This window comes from Neptuniibacter halophilus (genome assembly GCF_030295765.1).
Lineage (GTDB): Bacteria > Pseudomonadota > Gammaproteobacteria > Pseudomonadales > Balneatricaceae > Neptuniibacter > Neptuniibacter halophilus.
Map to the genome: position 1 here is coordinate 2,461,992 of NZ_AP027292.1, position 17,630 is coordinate 2,479,621.

At 53.7% G+C, this 17,630-nt stretch carries 14 protein-coding genes; 7 read left to right on the forward strand and 7 right to left on the reverse strand.

Annotated elements, in window-relative coordinates; translation table 11 throughout:
- The first annotated feature begins 246 nt into the window (after positions 1 to 246).
- From adk to QUD59_RS11485, 4 genes are all read left to right on the forward strand, one after another.
- Positions 247 to 906 (forward strand): adenylate kinase, encoded by a 660-nt coding sequence (adk, locus tag QUD59_RS11470; protein WP_286237140.1) that lies wholly within the window; start codon positions 247 to 249, stop codon positions 904 to 906.
- A 157-nt stretch (positions 907 to 1,063) separates the two neighbouring features.
- Positions 1,064 to 2,074: a ferrochelatase gene (hemH, locus tag QUD59_RS11475; RefSeq protein ID WP_286237141.1), complete on the forward strand. Its 1,011-nt coding sequence runs from the start codon at positions 1,064 to 1,066 to the stop codon at positions 2,072 to 2,074.
- Positions 2,074 to 2,811, forward strand: a complete 738-nt coding sequence (rlmB, locus tag QUD59_RS11480; protein WP_286237142.1) for a 23S rRNA (guanosine(2251)-2'-O)-methyltransferase RlmB — start codon at positions 2,074 to 2,076, stop codon at positions 2,809 to 2,811. Before hemH ends, rlmB begins: the two co-directional genes overlap by 1 nt.
- Before the next feature lie 53 nt (positions 2,812 to 2,864).
- Positions 2,865 to 4,094: a DEAD/DEAH box helicase gene (locus QUD59_RS11485; RefSeq protein ID WP_286237143.1), complete on the forward strand. Its 1,230-nt coding sequence runs from the start codon at positions 2,865 to 2,867 to the stop codon at positions 4,092 to 4,094.
- 48 nt (positions 4,095 to 4,142) lie between these two features.
- On the opposite strand, the gene QUD59_RS11490 is transcribed toward QUD59_RS11485, so the two are convergent.
- Together QUD59_RS11490 and QUD59_RS11495 are read right to left on the reverse strand one after the other, a co-directional pair.
- The gene (locus tag QUD59_RS11490) at positions 4,143 to 5,324 is read right to left on the reverse strand and encodes an acetate/propionate family kinase (protein WP_286237144.1); all 1,182 of its coding nucleotides are present in this window, start codon (positions 5,322 to 5,324) and stop codon (positions 4,143 to 4,145) included.
- Positions 5,325 to 5,327: 3 nt separating this feature from the next.
- Positions 5,328 to 6,299 (reverse strand): bifunctional enoyl-CoA hydratase/phosphate acetyltransferase, encoded by a 972-nt coding sequence (locus QUD59_RS11495; RefSeq protein ID WP_286237145.1) that lies wholly within the window; start codon positions 6,297 to 6,299, stop codon positions 5,328 to 5,330.
- 281 nt (positions 6,300 to 6,580) lie between these two features.
- Here QUD59_RS11495 and QUD59_RS11500 point away from each other — a divergent pair, with 281 nt between their 5' ends.
- Positions 6,581 to 8,056 carry a response regulator gene (locus QUD59_RS11500; RefSeq protein WP_286237146.1) on the forward strand — a complete coding sequence of 492 codons (1,476 nt, stop codon included), beginning with the start codon at positions 6,581 to 6,583 and terminating at the stop codon, positions 8,054 to 8,056.
- Between the two features lie 19 nt (positions 8,057 to 8,075).
- Here the strand turns inward: QUD59_RS11500 and QUD59_RS11505 are convergent, their stop codons facing one another.
- Positions 8,076 to 10,733, reverse strand: a complete 2,658-nt coding sequence (locus QUD59_RS11505) for a putative bifunctional diguanylate cyclase/phosphodiesterase (protein WP_286237147.1) — start codon at positions 10,731 to 10,733, stop codon at positions 8,076 to 8,078.
- A 300-nt stretch (positions 10,734 to 11,033) separates the two neighbouring features.
- On the opposite strand from QUD59_RS11505, the gene QUD59_RS11510 reads away from it, so the two are divergent.
- Positions 11,034 to 12,068, forward strand: a complete 1,035-nt coding sequence (locus tag QUD59_RS11510; protein ID WP_286237148.1) for a DUF2333 family protein — start codon at positions 11,034 to 11,036, stop codon at positions 12,066 to 12,068.
- Positions 12,069 to 12,220: 152 nt separating this feature from the next.
- Entirely contained in the window at positions 12,221 to 12,652 is a 432-nt protein-coding gene (locus QUD59_RS11515) for a PilZ domain-containing protein (protein WP_286237149.1), read from the forward strand.
- Positions 12,653 to 12,662: 10 nt separating this feature from the next.
- On the opposite strand, the gene QUD59_RS11520 is transcribed toward QUD59_RS11515, so the two are convergent.
- The 4 genes from QUD59_RS11520 to QUD59_RS11535 form a co-directional block, all read right to left on the reverse strand.
- Positions 12,663 to 14,165 (reverse strand): L,D-transpeptidase Cds6 family protein, encoded by a 1,503-nt coding sequence (locus tag QUD59_RS11520; RefSeq protein ID WP_286237151.1) that lies wholly within the window; start codon positions 14,163 to 14,165, stop codon positions 12,663 to 12,665.
- 82 nt (positions 14,166 to 14,247) lie between these two features.
- Entirely contained in the window at positions 14,248 to 14,619 is a 372-nt protein-coding gene (locus QUD59_RS11525; protein ID WP_286237152.1) for a histidine triad nucleotide-binding protein, read from the reverse strand.
- A 105-nt stretch (positions 14,620 to 14,724) separates the two neighbouring features.
- Positions 14,725 to 16,251, reverse strand: a complete 1,527-nt coding sequence (locus QUD59_RS11530) for a SpoVR family protein (protein ID WP_286237154.1) — start codon at positions 16,249 to 16,251, stop codon at positions 14,725 to 14,727.
- Positions 16,248 to 17,534 carry a YeaH/YhbH family protein gene (locus QUD59_RS11535; RefSeq protein WP_286237155.1) on the reverse strand — a complete coding sequence of 429 codons (1,287 nt, stop codon included), beginning with the start codon at positions 17,532 to 17,534 and terminating at the stop codon, positions 16,248 to 16,250. The genes QUD59_RS11530 and QUD59_RS11535 overlap by 4 nt, the downstream gene beginning before the upstream one ends.
- Positions 17,535 to 17,630: the final 96 nt, after the last annotated feature.

The window sequence follows — 17,630 nt, forward strand, 5'->3', positions numbered from 1 at the left end:
TCCAAAGTTCAGAAAATTGTTACGATCCGTTGACCCCCCTCTCTCAGGTGGTGATTCATCGCTTCCATCACCGGACTTAAGTTGAGTTTTGGTAGTCCTAATGTCGAATTGTTCGGCTGGGGGGGCGTGTTATTGTCCGGCATTAGCTTTTTTCTAACCGAATTCAGCTTTTTCGATAGCGAAGACGCATTGGGAAGGCAACAGATTTATTAAATTACAAAACTTACTAAGTGAGGAATTTCCTTTATGCGTATTATTCTGCTGGGCGCACCAGGCGCAGGTAAAGGTACTCAGGCACAATATATTACCGAGAAGTTTGGTATTCCCCAGATCTCTACGGGTGACATGCTGCGTGCTGCGGTTAAAGCCGGTACTCCACTGGGTGTAAAAGCGAAAGCGGTGATGGATGCAGGTCAGCTTGTATCTGACGAGATCATCATTGGTCTGGTTAAAGAGCGTATCGCTGAAGCGGATTGCGAAAAAGGCTTCCTGTTTGATGGTTTCCCACGCACGATTCCACAGGCTGATGCCCTGAAAGATGCAGGCGTAAAGATCGATGCAGTGGTTGAGATCGATGTAGCTGACGAAGAGATCGTTAAGCGTATGGCGGGTCGTCGTGTACACCCGGGTTCCGGTCGTACCTACCACGTTATCTTCAATCCACCTCAGGTTGAAGGTAAGGACGATGTAACCGGTGAAGAACTGGTGCAGCGTGCAGATGATGCAGAAGAGACCGTGCGTGACCGTCTGAAGGTTTACCATGACCAGACTGCCCCTCTGATCAGCTACTATAAAGGCTGGGCGGAAGAAGACGCTGCCACCGCACCCGGTTACATCTACGTACCGGGTGTAGGTTCTGTAGAAGATATCCGCGATAAGGTTTTTGCAGGTCTGGATAACGCCTGATCGGCTGATCTGTCCCGCGAAAAAAGCCGTACCCTTCCGGGTGCGGTTTTTTTATGCCTGTAGCACACCCCGGCAAGCAGATAAATCCGCCCCGCCTATAGGCATTTGACCGCACATTCGCGATAATCTCCCCCCTGACAGAGAAGGAAAATAGTGCATGAACCAAGCAGGAAAAACAGCGGTTGTTCTGGTCAACCTGGGCACCCCGGATAAAGCGGAAAAGGGTGCGGTACGTCGCTATCTAAAAGAGTTTCTGTCGGATCAGCGGGTGGTCGAGGGGAAAGGCCTGCGTCGCCTGCTCTGGTTATCGGTACTGAATGGTATTGTTCTCAATCTGCGCCCCGGCCGGGTAGCTAAGGCTTATGCCAGTATCTGGCAGGAAGATTCACCTATGCGCCTGATTCTGGATAAACAGGTCGCCGAGCTTCAACTCCTGTTACAGCAGAAGTGGGGTGAACATGCACCGGATGTATTCGCGGCGATGACCTATGGCAAGCCCGGGCTGACCATGCGCCTGCGCAAGCTTGCCGAAAGCAATTATGAGCGGGTATTGCTGATTCCGATGTATCCGCAGTATTCGGCGACCACCACCGCGCCGGTTTATGATCAGGTGGCCAGATTCCAGTTGAAGCAGCGTAAGGTTCTGGATATCCGGATTGTAAATTCCTACTTCGCGCACCCCGACTATATTGCTGCTCTGGCCGCGCAGATCGGCGCCTACCGCGATGCCAACGGGGCGGCTGATAAGCTGATTCTCTCCTATCACGGTATCCCCAAAGAGTATGCTGATAAAGGCGACCCTTACCCGCAGCAATGTCATCAGACCTCGGTTCTGCTTGCGCAGGCGATGGGGCTGGCCGATACTCAGTGGATGACTACATTCCAGTCCCGGTTTGGCCCGGCGGAGTGGTTGCAGCCGTATACGGATAAAACCCTTGAGGCTTTACCTGAAGCGGGTGTGAAATCGGTGCAGATGGCATGTCCGGCATTTTCCGCCGATTGCCTTGAAACGCTGGAGGAGATCGCGGTGGAAAACCGCGATACCTATATGGACGCTGGTGGAGAACGTTACGAATACATTCCGGCACTGAATGCCGATCCGAAATTTATCGCCCTGCTGGAAACTCTGGTTAAAGAGCAGGCCGGCGACTGGCTGGGAGCACGCTAATGCAGTTTGAACCTCTGTTCGGTATCCACGCGGTATCCACCGCTCTGAAGCGCGACGCGGAGCGGATTCAGCGTATTCTGGTGATGAAGGGGCGTCATGACAGTAAAATGCAGCGCCTGATTGAAGCTGCGCTGGATCAGGGTATTGAAGTGGAGCAGGCCGGCAAGCGCGATCTCGAAGAGCTGGTCAAAGGTGCGGTTCATCAGGGGATCGTCGCCCTGTGCAAACCGATCCAGACCTATAATGAGAAGTTTCTGGATCAGTTGCTGGATAACCAGCAGGAATCGCCGCTGCTACTGATTCTGGATGGCGTCACCGATCCGCATAATCTGGGGGCCTGTCTGCGTACTGCGGATGCTGCGGGCGTTCAGGCAGTGATTGCACCCAAAGATAAATCCGCACCACTGAACGCGACCGCAGCCAAGGTGGCCTGTGGTGCCGCTGAAGCGATCCCCTATGTGCTGGTGACCAATCTTGCGCGGACTCTGAAAAGCCTTCAGGAACGGGGTATCTGGATTACCGGTACCGCGGGTGAGACCGATCTGGATATCTACAGCGCTAATCTGACCGGGCCAATGGCGCTGGTGATGGGGGCTGAAGGGCAGGGGATGCGTCGCCTGACCCGGGAAAACTGTGATCAGTTGGTTAAAATTCCGATGGCGGGTGAGGTGAGCAGCCTGAATGTGTCTGTCGCTACCGGTATCTGCCTGTTTGAAGCGGTGCGTCAGCGCAGCTAACCTTTTATTTTCAGACGTCAGTCCCGACCGGCGTCTCTCTTACTGGATCGACTATGTTTCCTGATATTGCCCTGCATCCGCAGTTGGAAGCCAACCTCAAGTCCCTGAACTTTACTGAGGCGACTGAGGTTCAGCAGCAAGCCCTGCCTCTGATTCTGGAAGGGGCCGATTTGCTGATCAGCTCCCCAACCGGCAGCGGTAAAACCGCCGCGTACCTGATTCCGTTAATTCAGGAACTGGCCGGCGCTAAATCGGCAGCCCGGGCACCACGGGTTTTATTGCTGGTGCCGGTACGCGAGCTGGCAGAGCAGGTGGTGCAGCAGTTTGATCAACTGGCGGAAGGTCTGGAACTGAAAGCGTTTGCGCTGGTAGGGGGTGAGGACTTCAAGCAGCAGGAGAAGCGTCTGGCTGAGGCTGATCTGGTGGTGGCAACACCGGGCCGTCTGCTGCCACATCTGGAAAACCAGTCACTGAAACTGGATCAGCTTGAGTATCTGGTGCTGGATGAAGCCGACCGGATGCTGGAAACGGGGTTCCGTGAGAGTCTCGATCAGATTGTCACACTGTGTCCGCAAGAGCGACAGACCCTGTTAATTTCCGCGACCCTGCCAACGCCGGTGCGAAAGCTTGCGCAAAGCCTGCTACAGGACGCACAGTGGGTTCGGATTGGTCAGCAGCGGGAAGCCGATGAAAATATCAGGCAGAGCATTCTGTTGTCTGATGATCAGGGCCATAAAGATAAGCAGCTTTGCTGGCTGCTGCATAATGAAAGTTATGACAAAGCGATTGTGTTCTGTAACAGCAAGACACAGGCCCGGCGTCTGGATGGTTTCCTGCGTTATCACAAATTTAAAGCGGCACTGTTGCACGGTGAGGTACAGCAGAAAGGTCGTTTCGCCACGATTGAAGGTTTCCGCAAAGGCACAACCACGGTACTGGTGACCACTGATCTGGCCTCCCGCGGGCTGGATGTTGAAGGGGTGGATCTGGTGATTAATATGGAGATGCCACGTAAGGGGGATCTCTATCTGCACCGTATTGGTCGTACCGGCCGCGGTGGCCAGACAGGTCAGGCGATCTCGCTGATTGATCCGGCGGAGTGGAATCTGATGTCGTCGATTGAGCGCTATCTGAAGACCCGTTTCCGCCGCAAACTGATTGATGAGCTGGTGGGTCACTACAAAGGGCCGAAGAAGCTGAAGGCTTCAGGTAAGGCTGCCGGCAGTAAGAAAAAGAAAAAGCCGTCAACGGCGAAGAAAAAGCCGCTGCGCAAAGCGAAATAGAGCGGAGTCTTTAAGGAAAAGGCCAGACGATTGTCTGGCCTTTTTCGTTCAGGCGGTCAGTTCCAGTACATGACTGGCGATCATCGCCTCTTCGTTGGTCGGGATAATTCTTAGCAGTACCTTTGATGCGTCGGTGCTGATCAGGGCTTCACCCGCGCGGTTGGCGTGATCGTCAAAATCGGCACCCAGCCAGCGACAACGCTGCAGAATCCGGTTGCGCACATCGGCATCATTCTCGCCTACACCCCCGGTGAAAACGATCTGTTCCAGCCCCTGCAGAGCTGCTGTAAGGCGACCGATTTCCAGGGCGGCGCGGTAGCAGAACATCTCAATCGCTTCTTCCGCTTCGGGCTGATCGGCCTGATGCAGCTCCAGCATATCTGAGCTGATCCCGGAAACGCCGAGCCAGCCGCTCTGCTTATAGATCAGCGCTTCGAGATCATCGGCACTCATCTGATGATGGCGTTGCAGGTAGAGCAGTACTCCCGGGTCGATATTGCCGCAGCGGCTGCCCATCGGCAGACCGTCGACTGCGGTAAAGCCCATTGAGGAGGCGATAGACTGGCCTTCGCGGATCGCGCACATGCTGGCACCGGCACCGAGATGGCAGACCACCGTATTCAAACGGCCGCTTCCCAGTTGCTCCAACTGACGCTGAATATACTCGTAGGAGAGGCCGTGGAAGCCGTAGCGGTGGACACCCTCTTCGGTAAAGCGGCGGGGCAGGGCGTAGTTACGCTCCAGATCAGACTGGTGAGCGTGGAACATCGTATCGAAGCAGGCGATCTGAGGCAGGTCCGGGGCCAGATTGCGGCAGGCCTGAATCAGACGCAGGTTATAGGGCTGATGCAGTGGCGCCAGCGGAATAAAGCTTTCCAGACTGCTGAGCAGCGTGTCATCGATCTGCATGGGTGCACTGAAGCGGCCGCCGCCGTGTACCACACGATGTCCGATGGCACACAGCTCACTGCCTGTCACTTCGCTTTGCAGCCATTGCAGAATCAGCTTCAGGCAGGCCTGATGTCGTTGTTCGGCAGGAACCGCCGAGAAATCAGGGCTCGATTCCAGCCGGGTGTTGCCGGCGGCATCTTTAACTCTGAAGCGGGCGCTGTCGTTCAGAATATTGCCCAGTTTAAAGTTAAACAGCAGGTTGGGTTTACCTGCTGTAGTCTCAAACAGGGCGCATTTCAGGCTGGAGGAGCCACCATTGACCGTCAGAATCGTCTGCATGATCTATTTCGCCTGACTGTGATGCACCATATGGGAAGCCAGTGCGCAGGAGGCGAGGCGTCCCAGCGTTTTCTCCGCCCGGCTGGTGAGGATAATCGGCACTTTTGCACCCAGTGCAATCCCGGCTGATTTCGCATCGGCCAGATAGATCAACTGCTTCGCAATCATGTTGGCGGCTTCCAGATCCGGTGCCAGCAGAATATCGGCATCACCCGATACTTCAGAAACAATGTGCTTATCAATTGCGGCCTGTTGTGAGATCGCATTATCAAACGCTAACGGGCCATCGATGATGCCGCCGATGATCTGTTCCCGGTCTGCCATTTTGCAGAGTGCAGCCGCATCGATGGTGCTCTGGATATTCGGTTTTACCTTTTCCACAGCCGACAGAATAGCGACCTTAGGCGTTTCCACCCCAAGTGCGCGGCAGAAGTCGATGGCGTTCTGGGTGATATCTTTCTTGCAGTACAGATCCGGCACGATATTGATCGCCGCATCGGTAATGACCAGAGGCTTGTGGTAATTAGGAACATCAAACACAAACACATGGCTGAGGCGGCGTTCGGTACGGATACCTTTGGTTTTGTGTACCACCGCACGGAGCAGCTCGGAGGTGCCCAGATGGCCCTTCATCAGCGCTTCGGCATCACCGCGCTTGATCACCTCACAGGCCAGTTCTGCGGCGGCATGGCTGTGCTCTGTGTTGATCATCTCGAACTGGCTGATATCCAGGTTCTGCTCTTCAGCAACGGCGCGGATCTTGTTCTCCGGGCCTACCAGGATAGGCACGATCAGGTCGTGCTCAGCCGCTTCAACCGCACCAATCAGGCTGTTGCTGTCTACCGGATGAGCAACGGCGGTGCGGATCGCGCGGGCTTTTTCAGCCTGTTCGATAAAGAATTCTAACTGGTCATGCAGTGGTGGCTTCTCTTGAATCAGCATGGAAACCTCGGGATCCTTGTCGAAAAGTAACATCTTGCTACCCCTCCGGCATTAGTGCAATTGGAGCAGGGTAGCCCTTGTCTGTTACCTGATTATGACGCACTGCAGCATTTTTTCTAACTATTATTTTTCAGGGCAGCTTAACTGCTTGATTCATATCTATATTCAAACGAATGTTCTAAACGGAGTGCAAAATATTCAAGTAGCTGAAGTGCCACTGAGATGCTAGATTTACTCTGATACACGTATTCTGAGGATGGATATTTATTATCTGTTCTGACGCTTAATGTTGTAGCGATCTGGGAGTGGTTAGAATGCAACAGACCATTTTTGTGGTTGACGGCAGTTCAACGATACGGACATTGTACAAAGCGGTACTGGAATCAGCCGGTTACCGGGTGAAATTACACCAGACCGGGGAGAGTTGTTACAAAGCGATCAACTATGAAATCCCTGACCTTATTCTGATGGGCGCAGAGCTGCCGGATACGGAGTGTGTTGCGCTGGCGGGTAAGATCAAAACCCAGCCTGAATTTCTGCTGGTGCCTATTATCGTGGTTTCATCGACCCGTTCTATGGACCTGAAACGAACCTGTTTTCAGGCCGGTGTGACTGACTTTATTCTGAAAAACTGTACTCAGGAATTTCTGTTGCAGCGGGTTCATAACGTGATCCGGCGCCGGGAGACTCTGCAGTTTAATCAGCATCTTTCCGGCCAGCGCTTTACTGTGCTGGTGGCTGAAGACAGTGTGGCCCTGCTGGCACTTTACGGGCAAATGCTGGAACAACTGGGCTGTACACCGGTGCTTTGCAGTAACGGTCGTGAAGCCTGGGAGCGGTTGCAGGCGCAGGACGATATTGACCTGATCCTGACCGACATTGAAATGCCGGAGATGACCGGCACCGAGCTCAATCATCTGGTGCGCTCCTGCTCCGAGTATGATCAGATCCCACTCATTGTGGTGACTCAGTATGATCAGGAGGAGCTGCTCTGTGAGCTGCTGGCAGATGGCGCCAGCGATTACCTGACCAAGCCCTTCCGCCACGAAGAGTTACGCGCCCGAATAGGTGCGCATCTGCGTACCCGGCAACTGTATAAAGAGCAGCAGCGGCTGAACCGGGAGCTGAACGAAGCCAATAATTATCTTGAAGACCGGGTACGGGAGCGGACTCAGGAGCTTTATGAGGCGAATGTTGAGACCATCACTAAACTGGCGATGGTGTGCGATTACAAGGACAAAGACACTGGTAATCATATTAACCGGGTGAAAAGCTACTCCGAAGAGCTGGGGCGGGCGATCGGTCTGGCGCCTGAGGTCGTGCGGCGTCTGGGTTATTCCAGCATGATGCACGATGTAGGTAAGATCACCACACCAGACAGTATTCTGAATAAGCCCGGACCGCTGAATGATGAGGAGTGGCAGACGATGCGTCAGCACTGCCTCGCCGGATCGCGGGTGCTGGGCGGTAGTCCGTTCTTCAACATGGCCCGGGATATCGCCATGTATCACCACGAACGTATTGATGGCACCGGCTATCCGAAAGGGCTGCAGGGGGATGAAATTCCGCTGGCTGCACGGATTGTCGCGGTGGTGGATGTCTTTGATGCGCTGGTCTCAAAGCGCAGTTACAAGGATGCCTGGAGTCTGGATGAGGCGATGGATGAACTGCGGCGGATTGCCGGAACTCATCTGGATCCGCGTCTGGTTGAAATGTTTATTAATATGATTGAGGCGGGGCAACTCGATTACATCCGCCAGCAGTTTCCGGAGGGTGAAGAGGCGAACTGAGTTCGCCTCTCAAAACCGCTTATTCGAGCCCTTTGAACACAGATGAATCAGGCAGGAACTCGGTTTCCAGCAGTGTCTCCATATCCCGCTGCTTCATGGGCTTGCTGAACAGGTAGCCCTGACCGATGTCGCAGCCGTAATCTTTCAGCATCTGCAATTGTTGATGATCTTCAATGCCCTCAGCAACCACCTGCATCTTCAGGGCATGGGCCATTGTGATGATGGTGTGCGTCAGCGTAGCATCATTGCGGTTCGTCGCCATATCTTTGACAAAGGCCCGGTCAACCTTGAGGGTCTTCGCCGGAACGCTGGTCAGGTAACTCAGAGAACTGTAGCCGGTACCGAAATCGTCAATACTCAGGGAGACCCCCAGTGAGAGTAAGCGTTCAAGGCGCGGCAGTAACTGATCCATGCTTTCGGCCAGCAGACTTTCAGTGATCTCTAGTTCCAGTACCGCCGGATCAATCCCGGTTTCGCGGATAACCTGATCCACCATAGTGATCACCTGATCATCATTCAGTTGCTGGATCGAGAGGTTGACCGCCATTTTCAATGGGTGTTCAGCGTAGGTTTGTAGTTGCTTCAGTCCATTACAGGCTTCGCGCAGGGCAAACTCACCAAGCAGAGTGATCATGCCTATATCTTCTGCGATGGGGATGAATTCATCCGGTCCGACTGCGCCAAGCGCTGAGTTGTTCCAGCGCATCAGTGCTTCAAAGCCGATAATCTGACCGCTGTTAATATCGTTCTTGCTCTGGTAAACCATATGGATCTCTTGTTTTTCCAGCGCCTGACGCAACTGCACTTCGACTGTGTGGCGGCGTTTGATGCGTTGGTTGAGATTCTGGTCGAAGAAGCAGTAGCGGTTGCGGCCAAGACGTTTGGATTCGTAGAGGGCGGTATCTGAGAATTTCATCAGCCCTACCACATCATTACTGTCTTCAGGGTAGCGAGAGACCCCGATACTGACGGTAACAAAGATCTGTTTACCCTCAATCATGACCGGGGTTTGCACATCATTGAGAATTTTTCGGGTCAGGTTTTCAATTTCTGCCTGATCGGTGTAGCTGGTGTACACGAGGAACTCGTCCCCGCTGATATGACAGATCTGGGCCCGTTTCCGGCAGATACGCGCCAGCCGTTCAGCAACCAGTTGCAGCAACTGATCACCAATCAGGTGGCCGAAGGTATCATTCACTACCTTGAAATTGTCGATATCCAGATAGAGGACAGCGACGTTGCGTTTCTGTTTCCAGGCTTTCTGCAGCTCGTTGGTCAGGCTCTTATGTGCCCGACGTCGGTTAGGCAGGCCGGTCAGCGGATCAAAGTTCGCCTGTTTATAGAGCTCAGCCTCCGCCAGTTTGCGGCTGCTGATATCCTGAACCAGTGTGACATAGTGGGTAATATCACCGTCAGAATTCAGAATGTGACTGATGGAAAAGGAGTACCATTTTCCATCGAACTCGGTTTTGCGTTCTCCGAACCAGGTACCCCCCAGCGCGATCTCATGGCTGATGGTCTCCAGTTCCGGTGCCAGAATACTGTATGGCGGGAACTCGGTAATATTGTGTCCCGAGGCCTCGCTGCGCATTTTCGACTTGTTATTATTCAGGTCAAAATGGCTGTTGGTGTACTCAATGCTCCAGTTGCTGTCAGTAATCACAACGCTGTTCGGGCTTTGTTCAATTGCCCGGGAGAGTTTTCGTACTGTGCCCTCGGCTTTGGCGCGCTCATCAAATATTTTACGGCTGACTTTAAGCGCAATCCGATAGCCCAGCAGGGCTGCAACAATAAACAGAATGAAGATCACCCCGATGGGTTGCATTCGCTGCAGCCAGAGGGAGAACAGTTGCTTCTGCGGGAACGTGGTCAGGGTGACCAGCTGATATTCAGGCAGGTAGCCGGCAATGGCGAGAACGGATTCCCCTTTCAGCTCCAGCGTCATACCTCCTGCTTCGCTGCGCAGGTTCAGGTTCTGCTTAATCAGCTCCGCAGAATGGGGGGAGAGTTGCCAGCCGAACAGGTCAGAGAGAATCCCCTGAGGAACCGGATAGGTCAGGCGCACCTGACCTTTTTCGCCGAGCAGCCAGAGGGTGTGGTCGGTATCGCTGGCAAAGTTATCGATCAGGGAACGGCTTCCCTGCAGGCGGTAGAAGGCGACCGTCAGGGCGATCACCTGTTTCTCCTGATTCAGAATCGGTACATAGAACGGTAGCATGGGTTCGCCGAGCAGGCCGGAGCGATGCAGATAGCCGATCTGAGCGGTGCGGCTTTCGACGGCTCTGTGGATAATATCCTGACTCTGGCTGGAAACCCGTGGCAGATCCATCTCTCCCTGACTGACAAGAAATTCACCCTCGGGTGAGATCAGGGCAAACAGGGCGGCTTCATTGGTGGCGGAGAGGAGGTAGCTGAAAACATTCTCCAGCGAGCGCTTCTGAATCCCCTCAGAAATAAAACGTGGCTGGACGGTTTTAACAATTAAGCGTGTCTGATGGTCGAAAAATGACCGGCTCTGGGAGATAAGCGTCTGGTTATGTTTGGTCAGCGCTGAAAAGCGCGCTTTCTCCACATCTTTCCAAAGCGCATAACTGAACACAACCAGCGCCACCATCAGAATGACTGAAAGTAGCGAAAAAAGAATCCTGACCCATTTAGTGCCTTCCTGACGGACCATACTGCAGAGAACCTCCCTTACTGCCGGATCGACATTTCTCTTCAAGTCTAGGTCATTTAGCAGAATCTGGCCGCTAAATGCAACCGCCTAAATGGTCGGATGTTGCACTGCAAACAGACCCGTGCTGAATTCTCCCGGTCGATCCCTGACAGGCGCTATCGTCTGTGGCTGCCAGCGGGTAGAATGTGGACAACAGCTAAGGAAGAGTTAAGTTGGTGTCTCAGACAATACTGAGCGGCTGTATACATTCATCTAACGCGGTTCCGCTACAGGGTACGGCGTTCTGGTTGAGGATTGATAATGGGACTTCTGATCGATTGGTTTTTGGATTTTTGGGATAACATGCCCGGCGGCAAGCCCAGCCGGGCGGCATTTGGTGCATTGTTACTGGTTTTACTGATCTCGCTGCCACTGGGGGTCTACTGGAGTATCCCGCCGTCGGCGTTTGATCCGATTGAAGAAGCGCAGGCCGATGCTGCGGCCAGCAATATTAATCCAACCACCGGCTACACGTCGGTGTTCACCCTGCACCGGCTGATGGACACTCTGCTGCACAAACCGGGTGGCTATATCACCAACGATAAAATCCCACCGGGTGTCTGGCTGGATAACATCAGTCACTGGGAGTATGGCGTGTTAGTTCAGTCCCGCGATCTGGTCCGGGCGTTACGCAAAGATTTCAGCCGTTCCCAGTCTCAGTCGGTGGAATACCCTGCCCTGACCGTGGCAGAGCCTCAGTTCCACTTTGATGCCAACAGTTGGCTGCTGCCCTCGTCAGAGTCGCAGTACAAAGAGGGTCTCGAAGCCCTGCATCAATATCAGATGGCACTGGCGGACAGTGGTCAGTCTCAGGCTCAGTTTTTTGCCCGGGCCGATAATCTGAATAACTGGCTGGGCGACGTACAGACCCGGCTTGGCAGTCTCTCCCAGCGACTCAGCGCCAGTGTTGGTCAGCGTCGCCTGAATACCGATCTGGCCGGAGATCCGGCGGCGGAACAGTCCACACGGGGTGTCGCCGATACCGAAGTGAAAACGCCGTGGCTGGATATTGATGATGTCTTTTACGAAGCGCGCGGTTCCGCCTGGGCTCTGCTGCATATCCTGAAGGCAATCGAGCATGATTTTGGTCCGGTACTGGATAAAAAGAATGCCCGGGTAAGCCTGCGCCAGATTGTGCGTGAACTGGAAGCGACTCAGGAAACCGTATGGAGCCCGATTATTCTCAATGGCGGTGGCTTTGGTCTGTTTGCCAATCATTCTCTGGTGATGGCGAACTACATCTCCCGTGCGAATGCGGCGATTATTGATCTGCGCGAACTGCTGGCGAAAGGTTAAGAAGTCAGCGAACGGATTTGTCCGCAGGTTTCCTGACTGACAGGTCGTAAGATTAAAGGGGCTGAGTGCCCCTTTTTTATTGTCGGTGTCAGGGCAGGTCGTTTGTCTGTATTGGGACTAAACTGAAAGGTAGCGGATAGAGGAGGTTTGTTATGCCACGCCGTTTTATCCGACATCCCGCAGCAGTACCCATTCAGATTTGTAACCGGGGGGCTGATCAGGGAACCCATTCACAACAGCGCATGACCCATGATCTCAGTGCGGGTGGGCTCTCTTGTGAGTCGGATCAGTTATTGCAGCCAGGAGAAGCGGTTGAAGTCGAGATCTTTGTTCAGCCTCCGCCGCCGTTTAAGACGGTGGGTCGGGTCGTATGGTGTCAGCGGCAGGGTGATGCCTATCTGGTCGGGATCGGTTTTTCTGATCTGGCGACCGCCTACAGCGTCAGGATGGTGGAGCAGATCTGTTATATAGAGCAGTATCGCCAACGCGTGATGCAGGAGGAGGGGCGCGACCTGAGTTCAGAGGAAGCCGCGCTGGAGTGGATCGAGCAGCACGCTGCAGATTTTCCTCAGAACGTGCATTAAAGCTGCCCGTTCAGTCCAGACGGATCAGCTCTATATTATTCTCTTCCGATATTTTCCAGTGACCATGGCTATTTTGCAGGGTGAGCTGTTTGTGGGTTTTATCCCGGTAGCCGCTGGAAGCGGAATAGGTCAGCCAGAACTCTACCTGCACCTCAGATCGATTACCCCGCAGATTAAAAAACTCCGTTCGTTTCAGTTCGATCCATTCAGCCCTGATCAGAGACCATTTCCGTTTTACCAGCCACTCTTCACGCGTGGCATATTCACCCTGGAAATTATCCGTGTAAGCGGCGGTATAGTTATCCACATCCTGATTTTGCCAGGCAGAGATCCAGCGGGTCACACTCGGTTCTATAAGCTCGGCAAGTGCTTCAGCCTCAAGCGGACGGGCATCATCGGTTTCCTCAACGCTGAAACTGATAGATTCCTCCTCCGTCAGTGAAAACGCATCTTCCGCTGCGGGTTGAAGCTGCGGGCTGAGATCGACCGGGGAGATGAGCTGCAGGTCATCGGCCCGGTAGCTCGGCAGAGCGGAGGGGCGCTTGCTATCAGTTAAACCTGTTCCGGGTTCCGGAGCCGGTGTGGGTTCGCCCCCGGGGATCTGGCTGAGTTGTGGTAACGCAACTTTAACGGCCTGTGCTGCCGGGCTGCCCGGCACAGGTTCCTCTGCAAAGATTGGGGAATCCTCCTCCTGTGCCGGCTCTTCAGCGGCTTCCGGGCTGAATATCAGGTACAGGGCCAGTGCACTGCAACTGAACAGGGTGGCCGCAGTGGTGATCACCGGAAAGCGTTGTTCAAGCTCAACCGGCAATGGTTGAACGCTGTCCGGGGTGAAGACTTCCGGGCTGATCACTTCTTCTGTCAGCAGGGGCTCCAGTAGAGCTTCCAGCCGGGCGATCCGCAGATTGCTGATGTTGGCCAGTTGCAGATCGGCACCCATGGCCAGTTGCGGTGGCGTTAGCCCGTTTCGCGCAGCCAGATAGGCCAGGTAAGCCGATAATTCGTCGCTTTGCAGCGGCCCCAGCTCAATTTCGGTACTGATCCAGTAATCCGGCTCATCATGGTTTTGCCCGGCCAGTGGCAGATTCAGATAGTCTCTGCGAACAAAAAGAAGTTGCAAACCGCTGTCACGATTGTCGTGGCAGAGTTGTCTCAGGGCATGGTGTACTTCAGGGGCCGACTGCCAGGCCAATTGATCAAAAACAATCAGGCAACCGCCGCTGATGGCCTGAACCTGATCCAGATGATCGGGATCAGCAACAGACTGCAGGCAGGGGCTGAGTTGTTGCAGCAGTGCGTTAACAGAACGGATCGGGTAATCGATATACACTGAGCCGTTTTCGCGGGTCTGGCGCTGTACCAGCAGTGCCCGGACCAGCGTCGTTTTACCGCAGCCTTCAGCCCCTTTTAAAATAAGGGACTGACCGGTTTTAAGGGCGCTCAGCAGTGCTTTACTGGCACTGCGGTAAGCCCGGTGGGGGAAGGGAGCCTGAACAGCTAAATCAGAATCCATCGGTTATTAACCAGAAAGGCCTTTTTCGGAGACGGGAATATACAAACGTTCCGGCCCACAGTGGAAGGCCGGAACGAAATGGTTACTGGTCCAGTGGCTTCTTCAGGGTTTCCTGATAGGGAGGCCAGCCCATCGGTTTGCCAGCCAGCAGATGCAGGTGGATGTGGTAAACCGTTTGTCCGCCGTGTTCATTGCAGTTGAATACGGTGCGGTAGCCGTCCTGGTCGAAGCCCATCTGTTCAGCAATCGTGCTGGCGGTTTTTACCATATGTCCTACCAGAGCCGCATCTTCACTGCTGATGTCGTTCAGCGTGGCGATATGTTTCCGCGGAATGATCAGGGCGTGAGTGGGTGCCTGTGGATTAATATCGTTAAAGGCAATCACCTGATCATCTTCATAGATGATGTCGGCAGGAATCTCTTTGTTAATGATTTTGCAAAACAGGCAATCCATGACTATCTCTCAATCAATTCTGGTTTTCCAGCAGTATACCCAGTGTCAGCCGGAGGTAAAACCGCTCGCCCGGTAATACCTCTGGTTAACAGCAAACGGTGGGATTCAGAGCAGTGACTGGGTTTCCCCCTCACAGGCGAGTTCAGGGCAGTGATAGGTTTTACTGACACTGCCATCGGGCAGTACGGATTCCAGTTTGACGTCGAATCCCCACAGGCGATGGATGTGTTTGAGCACTTCTTCTGATGATTCAGCCAGCGGTTGCTGGTTGTGCATAAAATGACGCAGGGTCAGGCTGCGGTCACCACGCACATCGACGTTGTAAACCTGAATGTTGGGCTCGCGGTTGCCCAGATTGTACTGCGCTGCCAGATCTTCCCGGACCTGACGGTAGCCCTGCTCGTTGTGGATGGAAGTGACTTCCAACGTAGGGCGGTTGGCATCATCGACGATGGTAAACAGCTTCAGTTCGCGGATCAGAGAAGGCGACAGGAACTGCAGGATAAAGCTCTCATCCTTGTAGTTTCGCATGGCGTTATCAAGCGTTTCCTGCCAGTTTGAACCGGCAATATCGGGAAACCACTCGCGATCTTCATCGGTCGGGTTTTCACAGATGCGTTTAATATCCTGCATCATGTTGTAACCCAGTGTGTAGGGGTTTATACCGCTGAAATAGGGGCTGTCGAACGGCGGTTGATAGACCACACTGGTGTGAGAGTGGAGAAACTCCACCATAAAACCATCAGTGACCAGACCCTCTTCATGTAACTGGTGCAGCAGGGTGTAATGCCAGAAGCAGGCCCAGCCCTCGTTCATAACCTGAGTCTGTTTCTGGGGATAAAAATACTGTGCAACCTTACGCACGATGCGCACGATCTCCCGTTGCCAGGGCTCAAGGAGCGGTGCGTTTTTTTCAATGAAATAGAGGAGGTTTTCCTCCGGTTCACGGGGGAACCGGGCGACGGCCGGTTCGGCTCCCTCCTCCCGTTTAGGAATCGTATTCCACAAATCATTCAGATGTCGCTGGATATACTCTTCCCGGGCCTGCTGGCGCTCTTTCTCTTCATTGGCGGTCAGCGGTTGCGGCCGTACATAGCGGTTGACCCCATAGTTCATCAGCGCGTGACAGGAATCGAGTAACTCCTCCACCGCATCGACGCCGTGGCGTTCTTCGCAGCGGCTGATATAACTTTTGGCAAACAGCAGGTAATCGATGATCGCTGAGGCATCGGTCCAGGTTTTGAACAGATAGTTGCCTTTAAAGAAGGAGTTGTGGCCGTAACAGGCGTGGGCAATCACCAGCGCCTGCATGGTCATGGTGTTTTCTTCCATCAGGTAGGCGATACAGGGATCGGAGTTAATCACGATCTCGTAGGCCAGCCCCATACGGCCACGCTTATAGTTCTGATGGGTTTCAACAAACTGTTTGCCGAACGACCAGTGGTTATAATTCAGCGGCATGCCGATGGAGGCGTAGGCATCCATCATCTGTTCCGATGTGATGACCTCAATCTGATTCGGGTAGGTGTCGAGGCCGAACTCTCTGGCGATACGACCAATCTCGTGGTCATATTCAGCGATCAGCTCAAAAGTCCATTCTGCTCCGGTGGAGATCGGGCTGCGTTTCTTCATGCGGCTCCCTCCGATTTCTTTTCAAACAGGCTGCGGAACACCGGGAATATGTCGGATGGTTCCCGGATCTGTTGCATCGCGAAGCACTCGCTCCATGAGTTCTGCAGTTTTTCATATTCATGCCAGAGGTTCTGATGAGGGCCTGTGGTGATCTCGACATAGGCGAAATACTGCACTTTCTTCAGGATCTGCTCGCTCAGCACTTTACAGCACTTGCTGGAGTCGCCATCCCAGTTGTCGCCATCGGAAGCCTGAGCTACGTAGATATTCCAGTCTGCCGGTGAATAACGTTTCTGAATAATATCTGCGGTCAGATCCAGCGCACTTGAAACGATGGTGCCGCCGGTCTCCCGGGAGTAGAAAAACTCCTGTTCATCCACCTCTTTCGCGTGGGTGTGGTGGCGAACAAACACCACTTCGATCTGTTTGTAATTTCGTTTCAGGAACAGGTAGAGCAGGATAAAAAAGCGCTTGGCCATATCCTTAATACTCTGGGTCATGGAGCCGGAGACATCCATTACACAAAACATAACGGCTTTGCTGGAAGGTACCGGTACTTTCACCATATTGTTGTATTTGATGTCGAAGTCGTCCAGAAACGGAACCCGTTTGAGGCGTTGGCGCAGGGCTTCAATCTCATCGTTCAGTGCATGAATCTGCAAGCGGGCATCGCTGTCCGGAAGGCGTTTTTCCAGCTCCTCGACCTCGGCTTTGAGCTCGCGTATGCGTCGCCTGTCTTTGCCGGACAGTGCGATACGGCGGGCGTGGGCAGCACGCAGAGAGCGGACAATATGAATTTTATCCGGGCTGCCGGCATTGGTGTAACCGGCGCGCCGGGTTTCATACTGAGTGGCTTGTTTCAGTTGTTTTTTGACCAGATAGGGGAGTTCGAGGCCGTCAAACATGAAATCGAGGAACTCTTCCTGATTGATCTGGAAGGTAAAGTCATCCTCGCCTTCTCCCTGATTGCTGGCTTTGCCCTGACCGGCGCCGCCACCACCGCCTCCCTGAGGGCGCTGAAACTGGTCTCCGACTTCATACTCTTTATTACCGGGAAATACCCGGCTGCGAACACCGCCTTCACCATGATGAAAGATCGGCTCAGAGATATCCCGGCGCGGAATAGTGACACTGCCGCCCTGATCTATATCGGTAATCGAGCGATTGTTAACGGCATCTTCCACAGCATCTTTGATATGCTTTTTATAGCGTTTAAGAAAGCGCTGACGGTTAACCGTGCTCTTGTTCTTTGAGTTGAGTCGGCGATCGATGATGTAGCTCATACTTCATATCCCCGTTGGCGGCCTGCGCGGTCGGTAACGCTGTTGCCGGGCAGGCCTTTGCCCGTATAGTTGGCTTTGGCTGACTCAGTCAGTGAG

Coding starts and splice junctions, on each gene's coding strand:
- hemH (WP_286237141.1), top strand. CDS start 1,064: ATGAACCAAGCAGGAAAAACAGCGGTTGTTCTGGTCAACCTGGGCACC.
- QUD59_RS11505 (WP_286237147.1), bottom strand. CDS start 10,733: ATGGTCCGTCAGGAAGGCACTAAATGGGTCAGGATTCTTTTTTCGCTA.
- QUD59_RS11520 (WP_286237151.1), bottom strand. CDS start 14,165: ATGGATTCTGATTTAGCTGTTCAGGCTCCCTTCCCCCACCGGGCTTAC.
- QUD59_RS11510 (WP_286237148.1), top strand. CDS start 11,034: ATGGGACTTCTGATCGATTGGTTTTTGGATTTTTGGGATAACATGCCC.
- QUD59_RS11500 (WP_286237146.1), top strand. CDS start 6,581: ATGCAACAGACCATTTTTGTGGTTGACGGCAGTTCAACGATACGGACA.
- QUD59_RS11515 (WP_286237149.1), top strand. CDS start 12,221: ATGCCACGCCGTTTTATCCGACATCCCGCAGCAGTACCCATTCAGATT.
- adk (WP_286237140.1), top strand. CDS start 247: ATGCGTATTATTCTGCTGGGCGCACCAGGCGCAGGTAAAGGTACTCAG.
- rlmB (WP_286237142.1), top strand. CDS start 2,074: ATGCAGTTTGAACCTCTGTTCGGTATCCACGCGGTATCCACCGCTCTG.
- QUD59_RS11495 (WP_286237145.1), bottom strand. CDS start 6,299: ATGTTACTTTTCGACAAGGATCCCGAGGTTTCCATGCTGATTCAAGAG.
- QUD59_RS11525 (WP_286237152.1), bottom strand. CDS start 14,619: ATGGATTGCCTGTTTTGCAAAATCATTAACAAAGAGATTCCTGCCGAC.
- QUD59_RS11535 (WP_286237155.1), bottom strand. CDS start 17,534: ATGAGCTACATCATCGATCGCCGACTCAACTCAAAGAACAAGAGCACG.
- QUD59_RS11530 (WP_286237154.1), bottom strand. CDS start 16,251: ATGAAGAAACGCAGCCCGATCTCCACCGGAGCAGAATGGACTTTTGAG.
- QUD59_RS11485 (WP_286237143.1), top strand. CDS start 2,865: ATGTTTCCTGATATTGCCCTGCATCCGCAGTTGGAAGCCAACCTCAAG.
- QUD59_RS11490 (WP_286237144.1), bottom strand. CDS start 5,324: ATGCAGACGATTCTGACGGTCAATGGTGGCTCCTCCAGCCTGAAATGC.